Here is a 21,445-nt window from a genome sequence, read left to right on the forward strand (position 1 = left end):
AATCAGCTGCAAATTAGAGCACCGTGCGCGGGTCATCGTCCACATTTAGCACCTCGCGGGCTTTGCGGGCGGCGGCGGCGCGGCGGCGCAGGCGCTTACGCGAAAACAGCTCCCGAAACGTGTCGAACTGCTCGGTGTTCAGCAAGCTGACGCCGGCCCGGGCCTGGTTGGTGAGGTTGGAAAGGTCGTTGAAGTCGCGGGGCGTGGTTTCGTAGCGCAGCTTAGCCCGGAACTTCCCGTCGGGGCGCAGGTAGTACTCCAGGCTCAGGTCGCCGAGCAGTGAGGCCTGCCCCGTGCCGTTCGGCGTCGTTTCGCCCGTTCCAGTGCCGGTTCCAGTGCCCGTACCCGTTGCCGTGGTGGCGCTGGTGTTGAAGCCGCCTTCCCGCGTTACGCGCAGGCGGCCGTTGAGGAAGCTGTAGCTCAGGCGCACCTGCAGGGCCTGGAGCTGCTCGGCCGACAGCCCGTTGATGTTGAAGTCGATTTCCAGGTTCTGGTCAATCTGGGAGGTGAGCAGACCGAGCTGGGTGCTTAGAATCTGGCCCAGGCTGTTTTGCACCGTGTTGTCGTTGCCGCGCAGGCTGATCTGGGTGAACTGGCCGGGTGGGGAAAGCTGCTTGAACACGAGCAGGCTGAACACCTGCCGGTTTAGCTCCTGCTCATCGTTGCGCAGCGACGAAGTGAAGGCCGTTAGGTCGCCTTCCAGCGACGAAGGTGCGTCGTTGAACTCCAGACTCAGACGAATGGTAGGCAGTAGCAGCGGGCCGGTCAGGTTCATTACGGCCGTTACCGGCACTACGCCCCGGGTATTAATGGCCGCCTGGCCTAGAATAGGGGCCAGTGACGTGCGCTGGGTGTAGGCGGCCGTCACGTTCATTTCGCCGGCCAGCGGGTCGCCGTTCCAGGCAATGGTACCACCAGGCCGCACCACGAATTCCTTGTTGATGAGGCCCTGCAGGGTGAAGTTATAAGCGCCCCGTACAATCTCGATTTGCCCGAACATATTGAAGTCGCCGCGGGTGTCGATGTTGAGGCGCAGCTGCCCGGCGGCCGTGCCCCGGATAACGTCGCCGGTGCTTTCGTCGAGCAGAATTTCCACGTAGGCGTCGGGCGTCACGTCCAGGTTCATATTTAGCCGAATGCCCGACAAGTCGATGCGGCCCGCGGCGGCCGTGGGCACTTTCACGGTCGTGAGCGTATCGGTCAGGTTGCGGTTTACAAACTTGATGTAGCTGGCCTGTTGCGCTTTTGCTGCATTGTCGAGTGGCAGCGACAGGCGGGTGCCCGCGTCGCTACGGGCCCGCACGTTCACCACCAGGTTGTCGGTGGGGCCGAATACCACGGCGTCGCCGGTAGCGTAAGCCGTGCCGAAGTATAGGTCGTTGTCTTTGCGGGTGGTATTGAGCACGAGCAGCTTGGTGAAGCTGGCCCGCAAGCCCAGGCGCATATTCTGGAAGCCTTTGTGGTAGATGTTGCCATCGAGCACGCCCGAATTGCCGAGCGGGTCGCGCAGCCGGATCTGGCGGAAGTTAATGCGGTCCTCGGTGAAGCGAATCCGGTCGGCGAAGGTGTAGGTGGTGCCCAGGTAGATGAAGGTGAGCTTGCCGTCGGTCACGTCCACGTTGCCCACCAAGTTGGGCGAGGCCAGCGGCCCGGTAAGGCGCAGGGTGCCCACGGCCGTGCCGCTCATGTCTTTGAGCAATGTGTTGAGCAGGGGCTCGGCCAGCTTCACCGGGGCATTGTCGAGCACAGCCGTCAGGTTGAGCTGGTCTTTGGCACTGGGCGCGTACGTGCCGGCCACCCGTACCACCCGCTGCTGGTCGCGCAACACGTCCATGTCAATCAGCAGCTGGCCGTTGCGGTTGTTCCATTCGCTGCTGCCGCGCACGTTGCCGATCAGCACGTTGTCAAACTGCAGTGAATCGACGTCCAGTGTACTGTTGATTTTGAGCGGGCCATACACGCCGCTGATGGTGCCGGCCGCATTCACCCGGCCCGCAATGTTCTGCTTGGTCAGCGAGTTGAGCGTGGTCAGGTCCAAATCCTTGATGGCCAGCTGCAGCTGCTTGGCGGGGTCGTTGGAAAGGAAGCCCTGGGCACTCACGCTCTGCGCGCCGTTGCTCAGGGTCAGGTTCTGAATGTTGAATTCCTTGCCGCCCCCCGAAATGCTCACCGAGTTGTCGGCCGCAATGGTCCAGTCCTTGCCCAGCAGGTTCACGCCCGACTGCCGGAACACAATCTGCACGGCTTCGGGCAGAAACGCCAAAGAGCCGTTGATGGCCGCCTTGTTGGTCGAGTTGGTTTGGGCCAGCGACGTCGAGAAATTGATGCGCTCCTGGTCCCAGACGCCTTCCACGTAGAACTTCTCGGTGTTGCCCAGGCCCGGCAACACCTGCCGCTCGGAGGTGATGTTGGCCTGCGCCAGCACCTCGGGCTGGTAGGGCAGCTTACTGGTGTTGAATTCGAAGTCGGTATTGAACGCCCGCACGCTGTCGTATTGAATGCCGTTGAAATGCCCGGCCAGCGCGAAAATGGACGTGGGGCCATTGCGGAACGAGCCCTCTATCCGCGAGAAATCGGAGAGCGTAAGGCTGGGCAGAAACAGGTGCAGCACCGGGTTGGCCTGCTTGAGGTAGAGGTCGAGGGCAATGGCGTAATCGGCAATGGGGCGCTGCTGCTTACGGCGGTAGTAGCCGGCAATGGCCGCGTCGTTGCTCTCGAAGTTGAGCTTGTACTCGGTCAGCAGCGTCTGCACGTCGCGGGCCACGGTGGTGAAGTTGAAGTTGCCGTCGGCCGTCAGATTCAGCACTTCCGAGCGTACCGTGACGCGGCGCTGCCGGCCGGTGCGCTGGCTCACCACGTCGAAGGTATCGATGGGTACGGTGCGGCCGGCGTAGCTCAGGCGGGAGTCGCGCAGAATGATGCGGCCGATGAGGTCGTCGAGCTTCAGGCCCTGGAATTTCACGTCGGCGGTGGTGGCCACTACCACGCTTTGCTTGGTCAGGCCCAGGGCGCGCAGGTCGGCGCGCTTCACCCGGGCTTCCACATCAAAGGCCTGCCGGGCCTTGTTCAGGTCGATGGTGCCGTTGGCGTCAATCTGCAGATTGGGGTCATTCACGGCCAGCTTGCCGTCAAACGACTGGCGGCTGAACTGCCCGTTGGTGGTGATGTTGCGGAAACGGTAGCCGTTCAGCCAGATGCTCTGCACACTGGCATTGGCTTTGAGGCGGGCCCGCTCGGGCGTGAAGCCCACGCCTTCCACGCGGCCATTCATGGTAATATCGCGCACCATGCTTTCGTCGCCAAGGAGCTTGCCCAGCTGAAAAGCGGTGGTTTTTACCTGGCCCTCATAAGTAGAGTAAGCCGGGTCAGTCTTGAACTTGATGTTAACGTCGGACACAACATCGCCCAGGGCGGTGCGGAAGGCGCCGTTGGCCACAAAGTCGTTGTAGAAGCCCAGAAACTGCCCATTGAGCCGCACCGTGCCCAGGCGCGCCACGTAAGGCCAGCCCGAAGCCGGAATGTAGCGCTTGATGTCGCGGCCGTCAATAACGGAGGGCTTAAGGCGCATTTCCACGAAGCTTTCCTTCAGGTTGGGCAGGCCCTGCACGTTGATGTTGCCGGCTACGTGGGTATTGCGGCCGTAACGTATATCCAGATTTTTGGTCGTAAAATTCTTCACGTAGCCCTTGGCCTCGCCCGAAATCAGCACCGTTTCCTTCAGGTCCCGGATGAAAGGCTGGGGCGCAAACAGGGCAATATCATCGGAATACACCCGGCTCGAATCGAGCCGGGCCGTTACTTTCACCGAGTCGTTGAAGTCGACGAAGTTCAGGAAGTGCTTGAAATCGAATTTAATATAAGGACGCAGTCGACTGTTGCCCACGCGCAGGTCGAGGCCCGCAAATTCCCAGAACTTATCGGCGTAGGTCATGTTGGCCGTCAGCTCTTTCAGGCGGGTTTTCGACGGCGTGTCTACGGCCCGAAGGTCGTCAATCTGGGCGTGAATCGTGTCGCCGCGTAGCCACAGCTGGGTTACTTCGCCGTAGATGCTGTCGATGTGCATGTGGGCGTAGTCGATGGTGCGGCCGTAGCTTTCGGCGCGGGGCGTGGTTTGCCGGTCGAGCACGAAGCGGCCGTTACGCAGACTGATAGCCTCAATCTTAAAGTCAAAGGGCTTCGAAACCTTGGTCGTGTCGCTGGGACCAATCAGGCGTTTGACGGCCGTTAGAAACTGCGAGAGGTTGGTCGAGTCGGGCTGGTTGGCGTAGGTTATCTGGGCAAACCGCGGCTCTTCCAGCGTAAGCTTGCCAATGTGCAGGTGGCTGGGGTCGAAAATCGAAAACAGCTTGATGTCGGCGTCGGCTTTACCGATGTTGAACAGCTCGCCACCCTGGCGGTCGAGCACCCGCACACCTTCCAGCACCACCCGCGAAAAGGGCCGCACGTCCACGCTGCCCACAATTACGCGCTGCCCGAGCTTCTCGGTGAGAATGGTGGCGGCCTTACGCGCCAGGCTGGTTTGCACGCTTGGAATGCGCAGGGCTATCAGCGCGCCGCCCACCACCAGCCCTAGTAATAGGAGCAGGCCCAGCAGGACTTTAAGCGTGATAGAGAGAAACCGGGGCACGGAAAACGGGCTGGAAAATGTTGAGCGTGAACACGAAGATGCGGGATTTGGCGCAATGGCTGCCTGGGGGCCGAGCTATTTTAACAAATCAGGCCGGCGGCCGCCTCAATTGCCCTGCCGAAAACCCAACGAGGGAGAAACGTATTGGTTACCGGTTTTAAACGACCTTTGTACCAGATTATGCGGCCCGCGGTGCAAGAACCGCGCTTCGGACCCATTCCTACTTTCTGAAATCAACCGTATGCCTTTTCCCGTCATTCTGGCCATTGAGTCTTCCTGTGATGATACGTCGGCAGCCGTAATGGCCGGCGGCGAAATCCTGGCCAACGTGGTAGCCACGCAGCAGGTGCACGAACAATACGGCGGCGTGGTGCCCGAGTTGGCCTCGCGCGCCCATCAGCAGCACCTCATACCAGTGGTGCAGGAGGCATTGCGCCGGGCAAAGGTAGACAAATCCGCCCTCGACGCGGTGGCCTTCACACAAGGACCGGGCCTGCTGGGCTCGTTGCTGGTGGGCAGCATGTTTGCCAAAACCTTCGCCCAGGCCCTGGATAAACCCCTGATTGCCGTCAACCACATGCGGGCCCACATTCTGGCCCACTTCATCAGGGCCCCGCGGCCGGCGTTTCCATTTTTGTGCCTCACCGTCAGCGGCGGCCACACCCAACTCGTCATCGTGCGCAGCCCCATGGATATGCAGGTTATCGGCCAGACCATCGACGACGCGGCGGGGGAGGCTTTCGACAAAACCGCCAAGCTGCTCGGCCTGCCGTATCCCGGCGGCCCCCACCTCGATAAGCAGGCCCGGTTGGGCAACCCCACGCGCTTCCCGTTCCCGGTGGGCGCCATGCCCGGCTACGACTTTTCCTTCAGCGGCCTGAAAACCTCGGTGCTCTACTTTTTGCGCCAGCAAACGGCCCAGAACCCGGATTTTGTGGCCGAAAACCTGCCCGACCTTTGCGCCAGCATCCAGCACACCATCATCCAAACGCTGCTGCGCCAGCTCATCCGGGCGGCGCAGGATAATGGCCTCACCCAGATTGCCCTGGCCGGCGGCGTGGCCGCCAACTCGGGTCTGCGCGAGGCTCTCACGCAGCTCTGCGCCGAAAAAGGCTGGGAGGTATTCATTCCCGACTTCGAGTTCTGCACCGACAATGCCGGTATGGTGGCCATGACGGCCCATTTCCAGTTCGAAGCCGGCGACTTTGCCGCCCCGCTCGTCAGCCCCGACCCGCGCCTGAAGCTGACGTAACGTTGCGCGGCACGGAATACTTCGCCCAATTCGGCTAATTTCCGTACCTACGCTACTCTTATTATAGTACCAGTACCCGCCGCGCCGCCGGAAAGCAGCGTTGGCGGCCTTTGCATCCCATCATGGCCAAACAAAAAGACGATACGCCTAAGCGCGTCAACATCCTGAACCGCCGCGCCAGCTACGAATACAGCTTTCTGGCCAAATACGACGCGGGCATGATGCTGCAGGGCACCGAAATCAAGAGTATCCGCGACGGCAACGTGAACATGCAGGACGGCTTCTGCGCCTTCCACGCCGACGGCAGCCTGTGGGTGCACAACCTGAGCATTTCGCAGTACACGCTGGGTACCTACAACAATCACGAGCCCAAGCGGGAGCGGAAGCTGCTGCTCAACAAGAAGGAGTTGCGCCAGCTGGCCAACAAAACCCAGGAACAGGGCGTCACCATCGTGCCCATTCGCCTCTTCGTCAACGACCGGGGCTTTGCTAAGCTCGAAATTGCGCTGGCCAAGGGTAAAAAGCTCTTCGACAAGCGCGACGACATCAAGGCCAAAGACCAGAAGCGCGAAATGGACCGCGCCCGGGAGTATTAAGTGAAGGAGCGAAGTGGGGAATGAGTGAATGCAGTTTTTGCGGCGCTTGTTTGCCCGACTGGTATTTAAAGGAGAGCTTCGCGTACGGCTCGCCGAAACAGAGCCCTATCCTACTTGAGTGGAGTTCTAAAACGACAATTCACTCATTCACTCATTTACTCATTCACTCTTGAACCACGGAATCTGCGCTCTGAGCGCCGTGCCGGTGCGGGCCGAGCCGACCGATAAAGCCGAACTCGTTACCCAGCTTATCTTCGGCGAGTGCTACACCATTCTGCTTACCCAGGGCAACTGGCACCAGATCCGCATTGCCGCCGACCAGTACGTGGGCTGGATTGACTTCAAGCAGCACACGCCCGTGTCGGAAGAGTATTTCCAGGCCTGGCACAAGCAAGACCACCCGCGCAGTCTCGACGTGGTGCAGATGGTGAGCGACGCGGCCACCCGCATTCCCGTCACGCTGGGCAGCCGCCTGCCGTTTTTCGACGGCATGACCCTCAGGCTCGGCGACCAGAAAATGTTCTACAACGGGGCCGCCACCAACCCGCTCAACGGCCATGGCCCCCTCGGCCCGGTGGATAAACGGCTGGTGCTGATGCTCAAAATGGCCCAGGTGTACCTGAAGTCGCCCTACGTGTGGGGCGGCAAGTCGCTGTTCGGCATCGACTGCTCGGGCCTCATGCAGCAGCTCTACGGCCTGATCGGGGTGCAGCTCCCCCGCGACGCCCGCCAGCAGATTGACCACGGCCTGACCGTGCATTTCGTGTCCCAGACCCAGCCCGGCGACCTGGCTTTTTTCGACAACGCCGACGGCAACATCGTGCACGTAGGCCTGCTGCTCGAAGACCAGCAGATTCTGCACGCCAGCGGCGAGGTCCGCATCGACCCGCTCGACCACAACGGCATATTCAACCGTCAACGCCAGAAATACTCCCATAAGCTGCGCCTCATCAAGCGGATTCTGGCCGATTAATGTGCTTAAGTGCTAATGTAGAAAATGTGTCATTGCGAGGCGTGAGCCGAAGCAATCCGTCCTCTACGCAGTGATCAATGAACTTTTACCAGAAAGCCCTTTATTCCAACCGGAGTAAAGGGCTTTTCACTGAAGAGAGCTTTCTACATTTCAGAGGACGGATTGCCGCGCTTCGCTCGCAATGACACGGCTTAGTATAGCATTGCATTCAACCGTATGCCGCACTTTAAAATCTGCTATATAGTAGCGCTTGTCAATCACCTTTTGCGCGAGGAAACTTAAGCCAGCGGGTATTGTTAATACGCTTAGAATCATCTAGCTTTCGCTGTACCAGATGATTTATTCACCGAGCGTATGGACCAAAAAGTGCTAGTTCTCAATGGCGACTACACCGCCATTACGTTGTGCAGTGTGCAGAAGGCTTTCGTGCTCTTATTTCTCGACAAAGCCGAGATGATAGCCAAGTCGGAGCACGGGGTGCTGCGCACTATTTCCAGTGCCTATCCCAAGCCCAGCATTATCCGGCTGCAGCGCTATGTGCGCGTGCCTTACAAGGGCATTGCCCTGAGCCGGCACAACATTATGAAGCGCGACCATTTTGAGTGTCAGTACTGCGGCTCAACCCGCAACCTGACGCTGGACCATGTGCTGCCCCGCTCCCGTGGCGGCGACTCATCGTGGACCAACCTGCTGACGGCCTGTGCCCGCTGCAACCACGCCAAGGGGCACCGCACGCCCCAGGAAGCTGGCCTTACCATCAGGCAGATGCCTAAGAAACCGACGCTGTCGGGCTTTCTCAGGCTCAGTGCCGGAACCATCGACCAGAACTGGCACCCTTACCTAACTAACTAGAGCCGGAAGCAGCTGCTTCCGGCTTTTTTTTGCCCGGCCCGCTACTGGTCAGCTGCTTAGTGCCGCCGATGGTATTGGAACCGAGCCAGTAGCGCCGGTTGGTAGGCTGCTTTCCAGCCGGTTAGGTGGGCGTTAGGCGCGTTTTTACGGCTGAGCTACTGAGCGGAATTGTACAAAATCCGGGGATGGGCGCACCAATTACCGTGCAGCTGCTGTTAGAACCAATATCTTTGCAGTAGTCCACCCAGCATTTGTTCATGTCAGCAGTACCCAAGTTTGCGGCTTCCCGCTCTTTTCACACCGAGTTAAAAAACCGCATCAACGCCTATTTCGAAGAATCGGGCCAGGAGCCGACAGGTACCACCAGCCTGTTTGTGAAGGCCATTGTGCTGACCGTAGCCTTCGTGGCGCTTTACATCCACGTGGTATTCTTCACGCCCTCGACGCTGCTGGCGCTGCTGGAATGCGCGCTGATGGGCGCGGTAGGTTCGGCTGTGGGCTTCAACGTGATGCACGACGGCTCGCACGGCTCGTTCAGCAAATCGAAGTTCGTGAATCAGTTTGCGGCCTTCACCCTCAACGTGCTGGGTGGTAGCAGCTTTATGTGGAACATGAAGCACAACCTGATTCACCACATGTATACCAATGTGGATGGCTTCGACGATGACATCGACGCGCAGCCCTGGCTCCGGCTCAGCACCACACAGCCGCGCCACCGCTTCCACAAGTTTCAGCACCTGTACTTCTGGTTTTTCTACGCTCTGCTCTTCATTGCCTGGATTTTCTTCATGGATTACCAGAAGTATTTCAAGGGTAAGATAGGGGAGGTAGCTATCAAGAAAATGACGGCCACCGACCAGGGCGTGTTCTGGGGATTCAAGGCCCTGCACCTGTTTCTGTTTATGGGTCTGCCGATTTACCTGCTCGGCTTCTGGACCTGGCTCGTGGGCTTCGTGGTTTTCGCCACCGTGGTTGGCTTCACGATGAGCATCGTGTTTCAACTGGCCCACACCGTGGAGCACGCGGCTTTCCCCATGCCCCACGAAACGACCAACAAGCTGGAAGACGAGTGGGCCATTCACCAGATCAAGACGACGGCCAACTTCGCCACCGACAACAAAGTCATTAGTTGGCTGGTCGGCGGCCTGAACTTTCAGGTAGAACACCACCTGTTTCCCAAGATTTCGCACGTGCACTATCCTGAAATCAGCAAGATCATCAAGCAGATGTGTGAGGAGTTTGGAGTTACCTACAACGAATATCCCAAGATGCGCTACGCCGTGGCGTCGCACGTGTCGTTTCTGCGCCAGATGGGCCGGGCCTAAGCTGCACAGAGCAGAATACAAAAGCCGGGCGGCAAACTAGCGGCCCGGCTTTTGCGTAGATAGAATTGAGTACCAAAAGAGTAGCGTGGATATCCGCAAGGTGTGGACGTCAGAATAAGTGCCGGAGGCCGCCTGCCTCAGCGCTGACTCGGGTTGCCTGGCAGCCGGGTCGCACAACCGATTTCCCCCTGTTTGATGTCTCTTCCCAAATTTGCTCCTCCGCGTAACTTCTACGCCGAGCTACGCGCCCGTACCAACCAGTATTTCGAAGAAGCCGGCAAATCCAGCACCGGTGGCTTCAGCATCGTGGGCAAGGCTTTGCTGCTGACGTCGGCTTTCGTGCTGCTGTATGTGCACTTGGTGTTTTTTACGCCTGCTACGGCCCTGGCCTTGCTGGAGTGTGTGGTGCTGGGCGGCGTTATTTCCGCCATCGGCTTCAACGTGATGCACGACGGCGCCCACGGCTCGTTCAGCAGCCACAAGTGGCTCAACCATTTTGCGGCCTTCACCCTGAACATTCTGGGGGGCAGCAGCTACATGTGGAACGCCAAGCACAACGTGATTCACCACATGTACACCAACATTGAGGGCGCCGATGACGACATCGATATTCAGCCCTGGATGCGCATGAGCGTGGGGCAGCCCCACCACAAGCTGCACCGTTTCCAGCACCTGTACTTCTGGTTTTTGTATTGCATGCTCTACATCTCCTGGATTTTCGTGATGGACTACCAGAAGTATTTCACCCGTAAAATCGGGGCTATGCCGCTCAAGAAGATGGATACGGCCGACCACCTCATCTTCTGGGGTTTTAAGGTGCTAAACCTCTTCCTTTATATTGCCCTGCCGATTTACATGGTCGGTTTCTTGGGCTGGCTGGCCGGCTTTGCCGTTACTACCTGCTTTGCGGGCCTAGTGCTGAGCCTGGTATTTCAGCTGGCGCACACCGTAGAGCACACCGCCTTTCCCGTGCCCCACGAAACGACCGGTAAGATGGAAGACGAGTGGGCCATCCACCAGATCAAGACGACGGCCAACTTTGCCACCGAAAGCCGTCTTATCAGTTGGCTGGTAGGTGGGCTCAACTTTCAGGTAGAGCATCACCTGTTTCCCAAGATTTCCCACGTGCATTACCCCGCTATCAGCAAGATCATCAAGCAGATGTGCGGCGAGTACGGCGTAGAGTACATCGAATACCCCAAGATGCGCTACGCCGTGGCTTCCCACGTGTCGTTTCTGCGCCAGATGGGCCGGGCTGCCTAGCCGCCCGCTTAGCCGAACAGCACAAAAAAGGTCCGTTCATCGAGCGGACCTTTTTTAGTTACTGATTGATTGCAAAACGTAAGCTTAATATGCCGCACTGCTGGAACCGGCAGCGGCGGCAGTGGTAGAGTGTGCTCCGGCAAAGGCCAGCAGGTCGCTGTTAAGCCGGTCTTTCTCGGTTACGAACAGGCCGTGAGGCGCACCATCGTATTCGATGTACTGCGCCTGGGGCACGAACTGCGTCATCCGCTCCCCACTCACTTTGGCCGGCACAGTCTCGTCGGCGCTGCCGTGAATTACGAGCGTGGGCACTTTAATGCTTTGCAGGTCTTGGCGGAAATCGGTGGCGGCAAAGGCATACACATCCTGCTCGGTGGCGCGGGGCGAGGCAATCTGGCACAGGCTCTGCATCCAGTCCAGCGTAGCCTGGCTGACGGGGTGGCTCATGGCCCCCACGCCGTAGAACTGCTTGCCGAATGTGGCCAAGAAGTCGAACCGGTCTTTGCGGATGCCCTCAATCATCTTATCAAAATTTTCCTTGGGCGCGCCGTCGGGGTTGTCGTCGGTTTTGAGCAGGTAAGGCGTCACGGCGGCTACGAAAGCCACCCGGCTTACCCGAGCTCCGCCGTGGCGGCTCATGTAGCGCGCCACTTCGCCGCCACCCATCGAGAAGCCAACTAGCGTTACGTCTTGCAGGTCGAGTTCGTCGAGCACGGCTTTCAGGTCATCGGCCAGCGTGTTGTAGTCGTGGCCTTCCCAGGTTTTGCTCGATTGGCCAAAGCCCCGGCGTGTGTATGCAATGACGCGGTTGCCGTGCTTGGGCAGCTCAGCCAGTTGGTATTCCCACATTTCGTAGGAGGCGGGCCAGCCGTGAATCAGCACGATGGGCTTACCCTGACCCTGGTCGGTATAGTGCAGTTTAACGTCGTGGCCATTGGCGTCTTTGCCGGCGGTGATGTAGCTCATGGAATAGGGTTGGTTGTTGGTAGAAGAACAGTTTTGCAGGTGTCTACTGTCACTGTATACCATGAGTTTCAAGCGGCTGGTTTGCCGCAAAGGCCATAATCCCGGATTCTACCCGTGAAACAGCTGTGCTAGTCGGCTAACTTGGATTATAACCCGGTGAAATATTATTCGTCTTTCATTGCATAACCCGGCCTACAAGCAGGCTGAAACGGCGGAGGCTTGGCGCATAGCAGGGTATTGTTACCTACTTAAGCTATGCTATTTCTTCACGCTATGGCTTTGCTCCTGAGCCACAATCTTCCATTTGCCCTGTTGACGCTCGGCACAAAACACCGTCATCCTGCCTGATCCTGGGTCAGAATAAGTTACTTGAAACACGGCTTTTGTAAAGGCTTTGTCGAAACATACTCTGGAAAACATATTGTAGTTTATGCCTTCATAGTTTGTATCGAGGAGGAGAGTATGCATCGGCGTTGGCAGTAGCCGTGACGGATAGTCGAGCCGATATTCCATTGCCTCGAATGGAACAGTGCGTTTTATAAGGTTGACAGAATCCTGCGGATTCCATAGCCCTAGCAGTAAGGAAAGAAATGCTGGGTTAATAGAATGGGCTTTAATAATACGGACTGCCTCTTTGGTAGCTGAAGCCTTTTGTACTTCAAAAGGCTTATCGGTCATTAGGTTACCTAAGCGTAGCGGAAACCCCATGTTCTCCACAAGGGCAATGGTAGGCAAAGGGTATACTTTACCTTGTCCAGGCCCCGAGTGGCGAGACGGAAAATCGAAATATAAATAGGGCATTACAAACAGAGTTTCGCCCACCACCTGGTTGCACAGTGTTAGCAAAACAGTGTCTTCCTGCTGCTGATACTCGGCCGAAACCGGGGAGTGGATGCCCGGGGTAGGACGGCAGCTTTGTTGGGCAACCATCAGCAAGAGAATCAGCCAGTTCTTCATACTGGCAAAGTAGCGCTTTGGCCCCGTTTTGCTGCTGGGAAACTTCCCTTAAACTCCGTATCTTTGCCCCCCCGCCAGGGTGGCGGGGTCTGGAGCTGTGCTTCAGGAAGTTACTCATAACGCGGACCCGGATTTGATCCTAAGCCGGCCGTGTATAGTAGGATCAACCAGTATTATGGCAGTAGAAGTAGTAGACAACTTCGATTGGGACAACGTTGGAGCGTCGCAGTTCGGTGGTAACTATACCAAAGAGCAGCGCGCCGAGATGGAGCAGATGTACGGCGACACGCTGACGACTGTGCAGGAAGAAGAAGTGGTAAAAGGTACCGTAGTTGGTATCACTGACCGCGACGTAATCCTGAACATCGGCTTCAAGTCGGACGGCCTGGTGCCCCTGTCGGAATTCCGTGACTTGGTAGACCTGAAAATCGGCGACCAGGTTGAGGTATTCATCGAAGACCAAGAAGACTCGAACGGTCAGTTGATCCTGAGCCGCAAGAAGGCCAAGATCAAGCAGGCCTGGAAGTCGATTTACGACGCTCTGGAGAATGACACCATCCTCGAAGGCGTAGTAAAGCGTCGGACCAAAGGTGGTCTGATCATGGATCTGGACGGCGTAGAAGCCTTCCTGCCCGGCTCGCAGATTGACGTGAAGCCTATCCGTGACTTCGACATTTATGTCGGCCGTCGCATGGAAGTGAAGGTTGTGAAAATCAACGCCGCTTTCGACAACGTAGTAGTATCGCACAAAGTCCTGATCGAGAAAGACCTCGAGAAGCAGCGCGAAGCTATCCTCAACAACCTGGAGAAAGGCCAGATCCTCGAAGGCGTTATCAAGAACATGACCAACTTCGGTGTGTTCATCGACCTTGGTGGTGTAGATGGTCTGTTGCACATCACGGACATCTCGTGGGGCCGCATCGCTCACCCGAGCGAAGTACTGCAGCTCGACCAGAAACTGAACGTGGTTGTTCTGGACTTCGACGAAGCCAAGAAGCGTATCTCGCTCGGTCTGAAGCAGCTGACTCCTCACCCATGGGATTCGCTCGTAGCCGAAATGGGCGTAGGCTCGAAGGTGAAAGGCCGCATCGTGAACGTAGCCGACTATGGCGCATTCATGGAAATCATCCCCGGTGTTGAAGGTCTGATCCACGTTTCGGAAATGAGCTGGAGCCAGCACCTGCGCAACCCGCAGGACTTCATCAAGCAGGGCGACGTAGTAGAGGCTCAGATCCTGACCCTCGACCGCGACGACCGTAAGATGAGCCTGGGTATCAAGCAACTGACCGAGGATCCATGGACCCGCGCTGACTTCGGCACGAAGTACGCCGTAGGTTCTAAGCACAACGGTCTGGTGCGTAACCTGACCAACTTCGGCCTGTTCGTAGAACTGGAAGAAGGTGTAGACGGCCTCGTGCACGTATCCGACCTGTCGTGGACTAAGAAGATCAAGCACCCTTCCGAAATGGTGAAGGTGGGCGACCGTCTGGACGTGCAGGTACTGGAACTCGACGTGTCGAACCGTCGCCTGGCCCTGGGCCACAAGCAGCTGGAAGAAAACCCCTGGGATACGTTCCAGACGGTGTTCACCCCCGGCTCGGTTCACAAGGCTACCATCACCGAGAAAAACGACCGTGGTGCCGTGCTCGAGCTGCCCTACGGCATCGAAGGCTTCGCGTATCCTAAGTCGCTGCAGAAAGAAGACGGCTCGCAGGCTGAGAACGGCGAACAGCTGGACTTCCGCGTAGTTGAATTCTCGAAGGATGACCGTCGCATCGTACTCTCGCACACGGCTGCTTACAACCAGCAGGCTGAAGAGGATAGCCGCACGTCGAAATTTGCCAAGAAGAAGCCCGCCGGCGGTGCCGGTGCTGGTGCCCAAGGCGAAGGCAAGCTAAGCGACCTCAAGAAGCCCGCTACCGGTGAGAAGTCGACCCTGGGTGACTTGGATGCTCTGTCCGCTCTGCGCGACAAGATGATGGGCACCGAGCGCCAGGCTGGCGAGCAGAAGCTGCAGGCTACGGCCGAGCCCAAAGCTCCTAAAGCTGAAGCTGCTCCCGCTGCTGAGGCTGCTACTGAAGCTCCGGCTGAAGGTGGTATCCTGGCGGCCGTAACCGGTGCTGCCTCGGCCGCATTCGACAAAGTAACGGAAGTAGCCAGCGACGCCATCGACGCTGCTACCCACTCCGCTGCTTTCGAGAAAGCCAAAGAAGTAGCCGGCGACGTAGTCGACAAGGTGAAAGGTGCAATTGCCGGCGACGAAGCCGCCGACAAGAAAGACGAAGAGAAAGCCTAAGCTTTCTTGTAAGTCAAGCCCAGAAGAGGCCCCGGAGCAATCCGGGGCCTTTTTTTGTGGCGCTGATTTTTCATCCTGTCATTGCGAGGACGCAGGACGAAGCAATCTGTCCTCTGCATAGCACGACATTGCCTTTTACCACGAAGCTCTTTCCCGCACAAGTAGGAAAGCGCTTTTCACTTCAGGATATTTTCTGTATTTCAGAGGACGCATTGCTTCGCCCCGCTCGCAATAACATAGTACCCAATGCTTAGAACTGTAACCGATAGTTACCGTAAGATTTCTTCTTGCAGATAGCCAACTGCTTATCCTAAAACGCCAGGAAAAACACCTTGTCGATTTGGAAAAGGAAGAATATGCCGTAGCTTTGCATCCCAATCCAAGCCCGGTGACGTGACCGAGTGGCTAGGTAGAGGTCTGCAAAACCTCCTACAGCGGTTCGAATCCGCTCGTCACCTCTCTTTATAGTTCCTGTTTTTCTAGTAGCTCTGTACCCCGGTCGATTAGCCCCGACCGGGGTTTTTGCTTTTTAGGCCAGTAGATATAGCCGCTGGGAAATATTTTTTATAGGTAATTATCTGCGCATCGCGCTGCTGACAAGCTGAGACTGAAAGAGTTTGCCCAAAACGGGTAAAATCGGGCCCGGTGCGGGTTTCCTGAATCATTATCCCTACATTTCATTCCCGCGTAAAAGCGCGCACGCAAGTATTCTTTCCTTCCTTTCATCCTATGAAGATTATTGACCTCCGCACGATGCGCGGCCCCAGCTACTGGTCCGTGAAACATTACAAGCTGATTGTAATGAAAGTGGATCTGCAAGAGCAGGCTGACGTGTGGTCGAACAACTTTCCGGCCCTGGCCGAGCAGCTGCCCTTATTGTTGCCCGAAATAGGCCGCGCCCAGCCCGCCGAATCGGAGAAAGCCCAGCAGAAACACCCGCCCCTCACGGCCGAGCAGCTTACGGATGGCGAGCCGCTGGGCCACGTCATTCAGCACGTAGCCCTGGCGTTGCAGCGCACGGCTGGGATGCCCGTGTACTGGGGAAAATCGTATCCAGCGCACCAGCCCGGAGTGGAGTTCGTCGTTTTCTCTTACCAGGAGGAACGCGCCGGGCGGATGGCGGCCGAGGCGGCCGTGCAGCTCGTGGAAGATATCTGCCAGGGGCGGCCGGTGAATGTGAAACCCATTGTGGATGAGCTGCACGAAATCCGGGAAGACGAATTTTTCGGTCCCAGCACCTGGAGCATTGTGTCGGAGGCAGCCTCGCGCAACATTCCTTACATCCAGCTCAAGAACAGCAACATCATTCAGCTGGGCTACGGCGTCAATCAGAAGCGCATCTGGGCTACTACCACCAGCTACACCTCGCACGCCGGGGTAGAGGTGGCCGGCAATAAGAACCGCACTAAGGCTATGCTCAAGGACTCGGGCGTGCCCGTGCCGAACGGCACAACTGTGTATTCGGAAGCTGGGCTGCGCGACGCCATCGAGGAGCTGGGCTTTCCCATCGTAACCAAGCCCCTGGACGGCAACCACGGCAAGGGCGCTACCATTCGCATCATGAACTGGGAAGACGCGGTGGAGGGCCTGAAAGCGGCCCAATACTATTCCCGGGCCGTCATTGTGGAGCAGTTCATCGAGGGCGACGACTATCGGCTGCTGGTAGTAAACGGCAAGCTCATTGCTGCTGCCAAGCGCACTCCCGCCGCCGTGAAGGGCAACGGCAGCAGCACTATTCAGGAGCTGATCAACGAAGTAAATAAGGACCCACGCCGGGGTATTGGCCACGAGAAGGTGCTCACCAGCATCAAGGCCGACCAGCACACGCTCGATATGCTGCAGAAGCAGGAGCTGACCTTGGAGTCGGTATTGCCGGAGGGCCAGACGGTGTACCTGAAAAGTACGGCCAACATCAGCACCGGCGGCACGGCTACTGATGTTACCGACCTCATTCACCCTTACAACCTGCTGCTGGCCGAACGGGTGGCCGGTATTATCGGCCTCGATATCTGCGGCATCGACTTGCTGACTTCCGATATTGCTATTCCGCTCAATGAGACGCGGGGCGCCGTTATTGAGGTAAACGCCGCGCCGGGTTTTCGGATGCATATTTCGCCCACTGAAGGCCTACCACGCAACGTGGCCGCGCCGGTGGTGGATATGTTGTTCCCAACCGGTGGCACCGCCCGGATTCCAATTTTCGCCGTGACGGGTACCAACGGCAAGACCACCACTACGCAGCTGTTGGCGCACATTGTGGCGTCGAAAGGCTATAAAGTGGGTCACACGACGACCAGCGGCATCTACATTCAGGGGGTGCAGTTGCAAAGCGGTGACTGTACTGGTGGGCAAAGCGCCGAGTTCGTGCTGAAAGACCCAACAGTCAACTTCGCGGTACTCGAAACGGCCCGCGGCGGCATGCTGCGCTCCGGCCTAGGCTTCCACACCTGCGACGTGGCCGTGGTAACCAACATTGCCGCCGACCATCTGGGCATGCGCGACATTTATACCGTGGAGGAAATGGCCCAGGTGAAGGGCGTATTGCCCCGCACGGTGCGCAAAAACGGCTGGGCCGTGCTCAACGCCGATGATGACCTAGTGTATGCCATGCGCGAAAAGCTGGATTGCCGGGTAGCTTTGTTTAGTATGAATGAGCACAGCCCGCGCATCCGGGAGCACGCCGAAAACGGGGGGCTGGCCGCCGTGTACGAGGAGGGCTACATCACCATTTACAAAAACAGCTACAAGCTGCGCATCGATCGGGCCGCTGAATTCCCGATTACGTTTGGGGGCCGGGCCACGTTCAACATCGAAAATTCGCTGGCCGCCGCCCTGGCCTGCTACTGCTACGGCTTCGACAAGGACGACATCAAGCAGGCCCTGCGCACGTTTGTGCCCTCGGCGGCCAAGACGCCGGGCCGTATGAACCTCTACAAGTTCCCCACTTTCGAGGTGCTCGTCGACTATGCCCACAACACCCACGGCATCGGCAAGTTTGCCGAGTTCCTGAACGCCACTGATGCCACCCACAAAGTGGGCGTGATATCGGGCCTAGGCGACCGGCGCGACGAAGACACGCTGGGCTTTGCCCGCATTGCTGGCAGCATCTTCGATGAGGTGATTCTGCGCCAAGACCGTGACCTGCGGGGTAAAACCAAGGAACAGCTGCGCGAAATTATGGAGCGCGGCCTGCGCCTCGATACGCCCGAGCTGCCCATTACCTACATCGAAGACGAGATGGACGCCATTGACCACGTATTGGCCACGGCCAAGCCGGGTTCGGTCATCGTGATGTTCACCGAAAACATCAAGGCCACTATCAAGAAGCTGGATGAGTTTGAATCCTCGCTGCACGGGTAAGCTGGCGCAGCTACCAACAAAAAGGCCCCGGAGCAATCCGGGGCCTTTTTTGTTACTGGAAAAAGTCGGAGAAGAGGTAAGTAACTTCCCGGCTTCTATCAGCTATAATCGCCTACTTCAGCGTGAAGGTTGACTTGCCGATCATAACGCCGCCCGAGTACAGCTCGACGGTGTGCAGGCCGGTTTTATAGGGGGCACCTTTGGCATACAGAAACTGCACGGGCTGGCGGGTATTGTCGAATACGATATCCTGCTTGGCCGTGTAAAACGCCTCGGAGCCGTCAATCATGAAGGTGCCGCCGCCGGTGCTCAGGTTGTAGAGGGCCGCGCCGTCGGGCTCAATCAGGCGCATCATGATTTCCTTGGTTTCCTTCGGCGACACGTCGTTGCGGGCCAGGTTGAAGGTCACTTTCACCTTTTCCACGCGCTTGGCCTTGAACTCGTTTTCGTCGTCGTCCTTCTCCTTGTTGCGGGAATTGATGACGCCAACGCGGATATTATCGGCCTGCAGGCGCGAGGCAATGCTAACCTTCTCCGACAGCTCCTGGTTGGAGCGCACCACAGTTGTAATGGTGTCGGTGAGCTTGTTTTGCCGCTCTTTCAGCGTGGTGGTTTCGGTGTAAAGCGCCTCGTTGTCGTTTTTCAGCTGGGCAATTTCCTCGTCTTTCTTGCGGAGTTGGTTCTCGAAGCTGGCGGCCCGCTGCTTGAAGCGCTGCTGCTCCGAAATAGAGAAGCTGCCGGCTTTAAAGGAGCGCAGCTTCAACAGGTCGGCATTGATAGCCGCAATTTTGGACTCCAGCGAATCGTTGGCGAGGCCCATGCCCTGCACTTCCTGGCTTTGGCGCTCGAAGTCGGCCTTCAGCGTTTCATACTGCTTAATCTGCTCTTCCAGCTTCGAATCCTTTACTTTCAGGTCGGCCGTGAGCTGTTCATTCTGTTTGCCCTTCTGCTGGTTCATGTAGAACAGCAAACCGTTAATGCCCAGCAGGACCAGGATCAGGGCCACAATCAGCAGGACACGGTTGTTGTTCTTAGGCTCGGTGCTTTGGTTTTGTTCCATTGCGGGAGGGGGTTAAATGAAGCCCGGAAAATTAGGGCGGTGGGTTACCTTTATTCACAAAAATAAAGGGAATGCCTACCTGGGCAAGTTTCGCGAATAAATACTACATCTCCATGCCATCGGATTTACCGCTTGACGCTACGTACTGGAACGCACGCTACACGCTGGGGCAAACTGGCTGGGATACCGGGGCCATAACGCCGCCCCTGCGGGATTATTTTCAGCAATTAACGCTGCCCGTCACGGCTCGGATTCTTATTCCGGGGGCGGGGCGGGGCTACGAAGCTGAGTATCTGCATGGTGCGGGCTACGAGAATGTTTGGGTGGCCGATATTGCTCCCGAAGCCTTACGTGACTTGCACCAGCGGGTTCCGGGTTTTCCGGCTGAGCACCTGCTGGAGCAGGATTTTTTCGCCCTGCCCACTACGCCGCCCTACGATTTAATCGTGGAGCAAACCTTCTTCTGCGCCCTGGAGCCCCGCCTGCGGCCAGCCTACGCCCGGCAATGCGCCGCGCTGCTCCGGCCGGGCGGCACGCTCATGGGCCTGCTCTTCAACACCGAGTTTGATAAGCCCGGGCCGCCTTTCGGCGGCAGCGGGGCCGAATATGAATCGTATTTTGCGCCATATTTCGACTTCGTGCATTTCGAGCCGGCCTACAATTCCATCAAGCCCCGCCAGGGCAAGGAGCTTTTTATCTGCCTGAAGAAAAAAGTAATATTCCCGTGAATCGTCGCCGTTCGTCACCCCAGCCCCGCGCTATTGCTTTGTTAGGTAAGGTGATGAATGGGGTGATGCTGCTAGTGTGCACAACGGCTACTGCCTGGGCGGTGCAGCTGTGGCTGGCCCGCCGAAGCTTGCCCTACAGCGCCACCGGTACGTATTTCAACCCGCAAACCGGCATTACCTACGACGAGCAGATAGTAGACGTAGCTTTGAGGCTGGTCTTGCTCTTCGGCCTGCTGACGCTGCTGCTGCTCTTTTCGGCCTACAAGCTCTACATAGTCCGCCGGCCGCATAAAGCCGTTTGATTTCCTTACCTCGAACTCTGAATTTTACTTTCAACAACATGATAGAGTCCCTCGCCGCCGCGCTGCCGCACTTTCGCAACACCAACTCGGGTCAGTTTTTTCTGATGGCCGGCCCCTGCGTCATCGAAGGCGAAGACATGGCCCTGCGCATTGCCGAAAAGGTGAAGCATATGACCGATAAGCTCCAGATTCCTTATATCTTCAAGGGCTCCTACCGCAAGGCCAACCGCTCGCGCCTCGACTCGTTCACCGGCATCGGCGACGAAACGGCGTTGCGCATCCTTCAGAAAGTAGGCCGCGAAATAGGGGTGCCCACCGTCACCGACATTCACGCATCGGATGAGGCGGCCCTGGCGGCCGAGTACGTGGACGTGCTCCAGATTCCGGCTTTTCTGTGCCGCCAAACCGATCTGCTGATTGCGGCGGCCAAAACGGGCAAAGTGGTGAATGTGAAGAAGGGGCAGTTTCTGAACGGCGAGTCGATGCAGTTTGCCGTTGATAAGATCAAGCAGTCGGGCAATGAGCACGTCATTCTGACGGACCGCGGCAACTCGTTTGGCTACTCCGACTTAGTGGTAGATTTCCGCAACCTGCCGGCTATGCGCAGCTTCGGTGTGCCCGTGGTAATGGATGTGACGCACTCCCTGCAACGCCCCAACCAAAGCAGCGGCGTAACGGGTGGGCAGCCGGCCCTCATTGAAACCATCGCCAAAGCCGCCATTGTGGTAGGGGCCGACGGCCTGTTTATCGAAACCCATCCTACGCCAGCCACGGCCAAATCGGACGGCGCCAACATGCTCCCCCTCGATCAGCTGGAAGCCCTATTGGTGAAGCTTACGCGCGTACGGGAAGCCATTCGGTAGATTTTAGTTGTTAGGTATTGGTTGT

At 57.6% G+C, this 21,445-nt stretch carries 14 protein-coding genes, 1 tRNA gene and 1 pseudogene; 12 read left to right on the forward strand and 4 right to left on the reverse strand.

Translation table 11 applies throughout. From position 1 onward, the window contains the following. Positions 1-13: 13 nt before the first annotated feature. Entirely contained in the window at positions 14-4,627 is a 4,614-nt protein-coding gene (locus LGH74_RS25065) for a translocation/assembly module TamB domain-containing protein (RefSeq protein WP_226173446.1), read from the reverse strand. 241 nt (positions 4,628-4,868) lie between these two features. On the opposite strand from LGH74_RS25065, the gene tsaD reads away from it, so the two are divergent. The 6 genes from tsaD (at position 4,869) to LGH74_RS06340 (ending at position 10,888) form a co-directional block, all read left to right on the forward strand. Beyond that, positions 4,869-5,879 carry a tRNA (adenosine(37)-N6)-threonylcarbamoyltransferase complex transferase subunit TsaD gene (gene tsaD / locus LGH74_RS06315; RefSeq protein WP_226173448.1) on the forward strand — a complete coding sequence of 337 codons (1,011 nt, stop codon included), beginning with the start codon at positions 4,869-4,871 and terminating at the stop codon, positions 5,877-5,879. Between the two features lie 122 nt (positions 5,880-6,001). Then, positions 6,002-6,475 (forward strand): SsrA-binding protein SmpB, encoded by a 474-nt coding sequence (smpB, locus tag LGH74_RS06320; RefSeq protein WP_226173450.1) that lies wholly within the window; start codon positions 6,002-6,004, stop codon positions 6,473-6,475. A gap of 169 nt (positions 6,476-6,644) precedes the next feature. Continuing rightward, positions 6,645-7,448 (forward strand): C40 family peptidase, encoded by an 804-nt coding sequence (locus LGH74_RS06325; RefSeq protein ID WP_226173452.1) that lies wholly within the window; start codon positions 6,645-6,647, stop codon positions 7,446-7,448. Between the two features lie 354 nt (positions 7,449-7,802). Next, positions 7,803-8,300 (forward strand): HNH endonuclease, encoded by a 498-nt coding sequence (locus LGH74_RS06330; RefSeq protein ID WP_226173454.1) that lies wholly within the window; start codon positions 7,803-7,805, stop codon positions 8,298-8,300. Between the two features lie 257 nt (positions 8,301-8,557). Continuing rightward, a complete protein-coding gene (locus tag LGH74_RS06335; RefSeq protein WP_226173456.1) occupies positions 8,558-9,625 on the forward strand; it encodes a fatty acid desaturase family protein in 1,068 nt (355 codons plus the stop codon). A gap of 195 nt (positions 9,626-9,820) precedes the next feature. Beyond that, positions 9,821-10,888: a fatty acid desaturase family protein gene (locus LGH74_RS06340; protein ID WP_226173458.1), complete on the forward strand. Its 1,068-nt coding sequence runs from the start codon at positions 9,821-9,823 to the stop codon at positions 10,886-10,888. A gap of 84 nt (positions 10,889-10,972) precedes the next feature. Here LGH74_RS06340 and LGH74_RS06345 read toward each other — a convergent pair whose 3' ends face one another. Next, complete coding sequence (locus tag LGH74_RS06345; RefSeq protein ID WP_226173460.1) at positions 10,973-11,854, reverse strand: alpha/beta fold hydrolase; 882 nt, start codon at positions 11,852-11,854, stop codon at positions 10,973-10,975. A gap of 258 nt (positions 11,855-12,112) precedes the next feature. Beyond that, positions 12,113-12,811, reverse strand: coding sequence for a hypothetical protein (locus LGH74_RS06350; protein WP_226173462.1), 699 nt, complete (start codon positions 12,809-12,811; stop codon positions 12,113-12,115). Positions 12,812-12,986: 175 nt separating this feature from the next. Here LGH74_RS06350 and rpsA point away from each other — a divergent pair. The 3 genes and pseudogenes from rpsA to cphA form a co-directional block, all read left to right on the forward strand. Then, positions 12,987-14,879: pseudogene (rpsA, locus tag LGH74_RS06355) on the forward strand (30S ribosomal protein S1); the annotation flags it as partial. 615 nt (positions 14,880-15,494) lie between these two features. Next, positions 15,495-15,565 (forward strand) — tRNA-Cys (locus tag LGH74_RS06360). A gap of 271 nt (positions 15,566-15,836) precedes the next feature. After that, positions 15,837-18,467, forward strand: coding sequence for a cyanophycin synthetase (cphA, locus tag LGH74_RS06365; protein WP_226173466.1), 2,631 nt, complete (start codon positions 15,837-15,839; stop codon positions 18,465-18,467). Between the two features lie 112 nt (positions 18,468-18,579). Here the strand turns inward: cphA and LGH74_RS06370 are convergent, their stop codons facing one another. Further along, positions 18,580-19,527: a hypothetical protein gene (locus tag LGH74_RS06370; RefSeq protein ID WP_226173468.1), complete on the reverse strand. Its 948-nt coding sequence runs from the start codon at positions 19,525-19,527 to the stop codon at positions 18,580-18,582. A 113-nt stretch (positions 19,528-19,640) separates the two neighbouring features. Here LGH74_RS06370 and LGH74_RS06375 point away from each other — a divergent pair, with 113 nt between their 5' ends. The 3 genes from LGH74_RS06375 to kdsA are packed head-to-tail and all read left to right on the forward strand — an operon-like array spanning position 19,641 to position 21,420. Beyond that, a complete protein-coding gene (locus tag LGH74_RS06375; protein WP_226173470.1) occupies positions 19,641-20,255 on the forward strand; it encodes a methyltransferase domain-containing protein in 615 nt (204 codons plus the stop codon). After that, positions 20,252-20,557, forward strand: coding sequence for a hypothetical protein (locus LGH74_RS06380; RefSeq protein ID WP_226173472.1), 306 nt, complete (start codon positions 20,252-20,254; stop codon positions 20,555-20,557). The genes LGH74_RS06375 and LGH74_RS06380 overlap by 4 nt, the downstream gene beginning before the upstream one ends. A gap of 38 nt (positions 20,558-20,595) precedes the next feature. Next, the gene (gene kdsA / locus LGH74_RS06385; protein ID WP_226173473.1) at positions 20,596-21,420 is read left to right on the forward strand and encodes a 3-deoxy-8-phosphooctulonate synthase; all 825 of its coding nucleotides are present in this window, start codon (positions 20,596-20,598) and stop codon (positions 21,418-21,420) included. The last annotated feature ends 25 nt before the right edge of the window (positions 21,421-21,445 follow it).

It is taken from the genome of Hymenobacter lucidus (genome assembly GCF_020447265.1).
GTDB lineage: Bacteria > Bacteroidota > Bacteroidia > Cytophagales > Hymenobacteraceae > Hymenobacter > Hymenobacter lucidus.

Bases quoted from the DNA above. Each gene is read 5' to 3' on its own strand.
- LGH74_RS06375 (WP_226173470.1), top strand. From the start codon at position 19,641: ATGCCATCGGATTTACCGCTTGACGCTACGTACTGGAACGCACGCTAC.
- LGH74_RS06340 (WP_226173458.1), top strand. From the start codon at position 9,821: ATGTCTCTTCCCAAATTTGCTCCTCCGCGTAACTTCTACGCCGAGCTA.
- tsaD (WP_226173448.1), top strand. From the start codon at position 4,869: ATGCCTTTTCCCGTCATTCTGGCCATTGAGTCTTCCTGTGATGATACG.
- LGH74_RS06335 (WP_226173456.1), top strand. From the start codon at position 8,558: ATGTCAGCAGTACCCAAGTTTGCGGCTTCCCGCTCTTTTCACACCGAG.
- LGH74_RS06330 (WP_226173454.1), top strand. From the start codon at position 7,803: ATGGACCAAAAAGTGCTAGTTCTCAATGGCGACTACACCGCCATTACG.
- LGH74_RS06345 (WP_226173460.1), bottom strand. From the start codon at position 11,854: ATGAGCTACATCACCGCCGGCAAAGACGCCAATGGCCACGACGTTAAA.
- smpB (WP_226173450.1), top strand. From the start codon at position 6,002: ATGGCCAAACAAAAAGACGATACGCCTAAGCGCGTCAACATCCTGAAC.
- LGH74_RS06370 (WP_226173468.1), bottom strand. From the start codon at position 19,527: ATGGAACAAAACCAAAGCACCGAGCCTAAGAACAACAACCGTGTCCTG.
- cphA (WP_226173466.1), top strand. From the start codon at position 15,837: ATGAAGATTATTGACCTCCGCACGATGCGCGGCCCCAGCTACTGGTCC.
- LGH74_RS06350 (WP_226173462.1), bottom strand. From the start codon at position 12,811: ATGAAGAACTGGCTGATTCTCTTGCTGATGGTTGCCCAACAAAGCTGC.
- kdsA (WP_226173473.1), top strand. From the start codon at position 20,596: ATGATAGAGTCCCTCGCCGCCGCGCTGCCGCACTTTCGCAACACCAAC.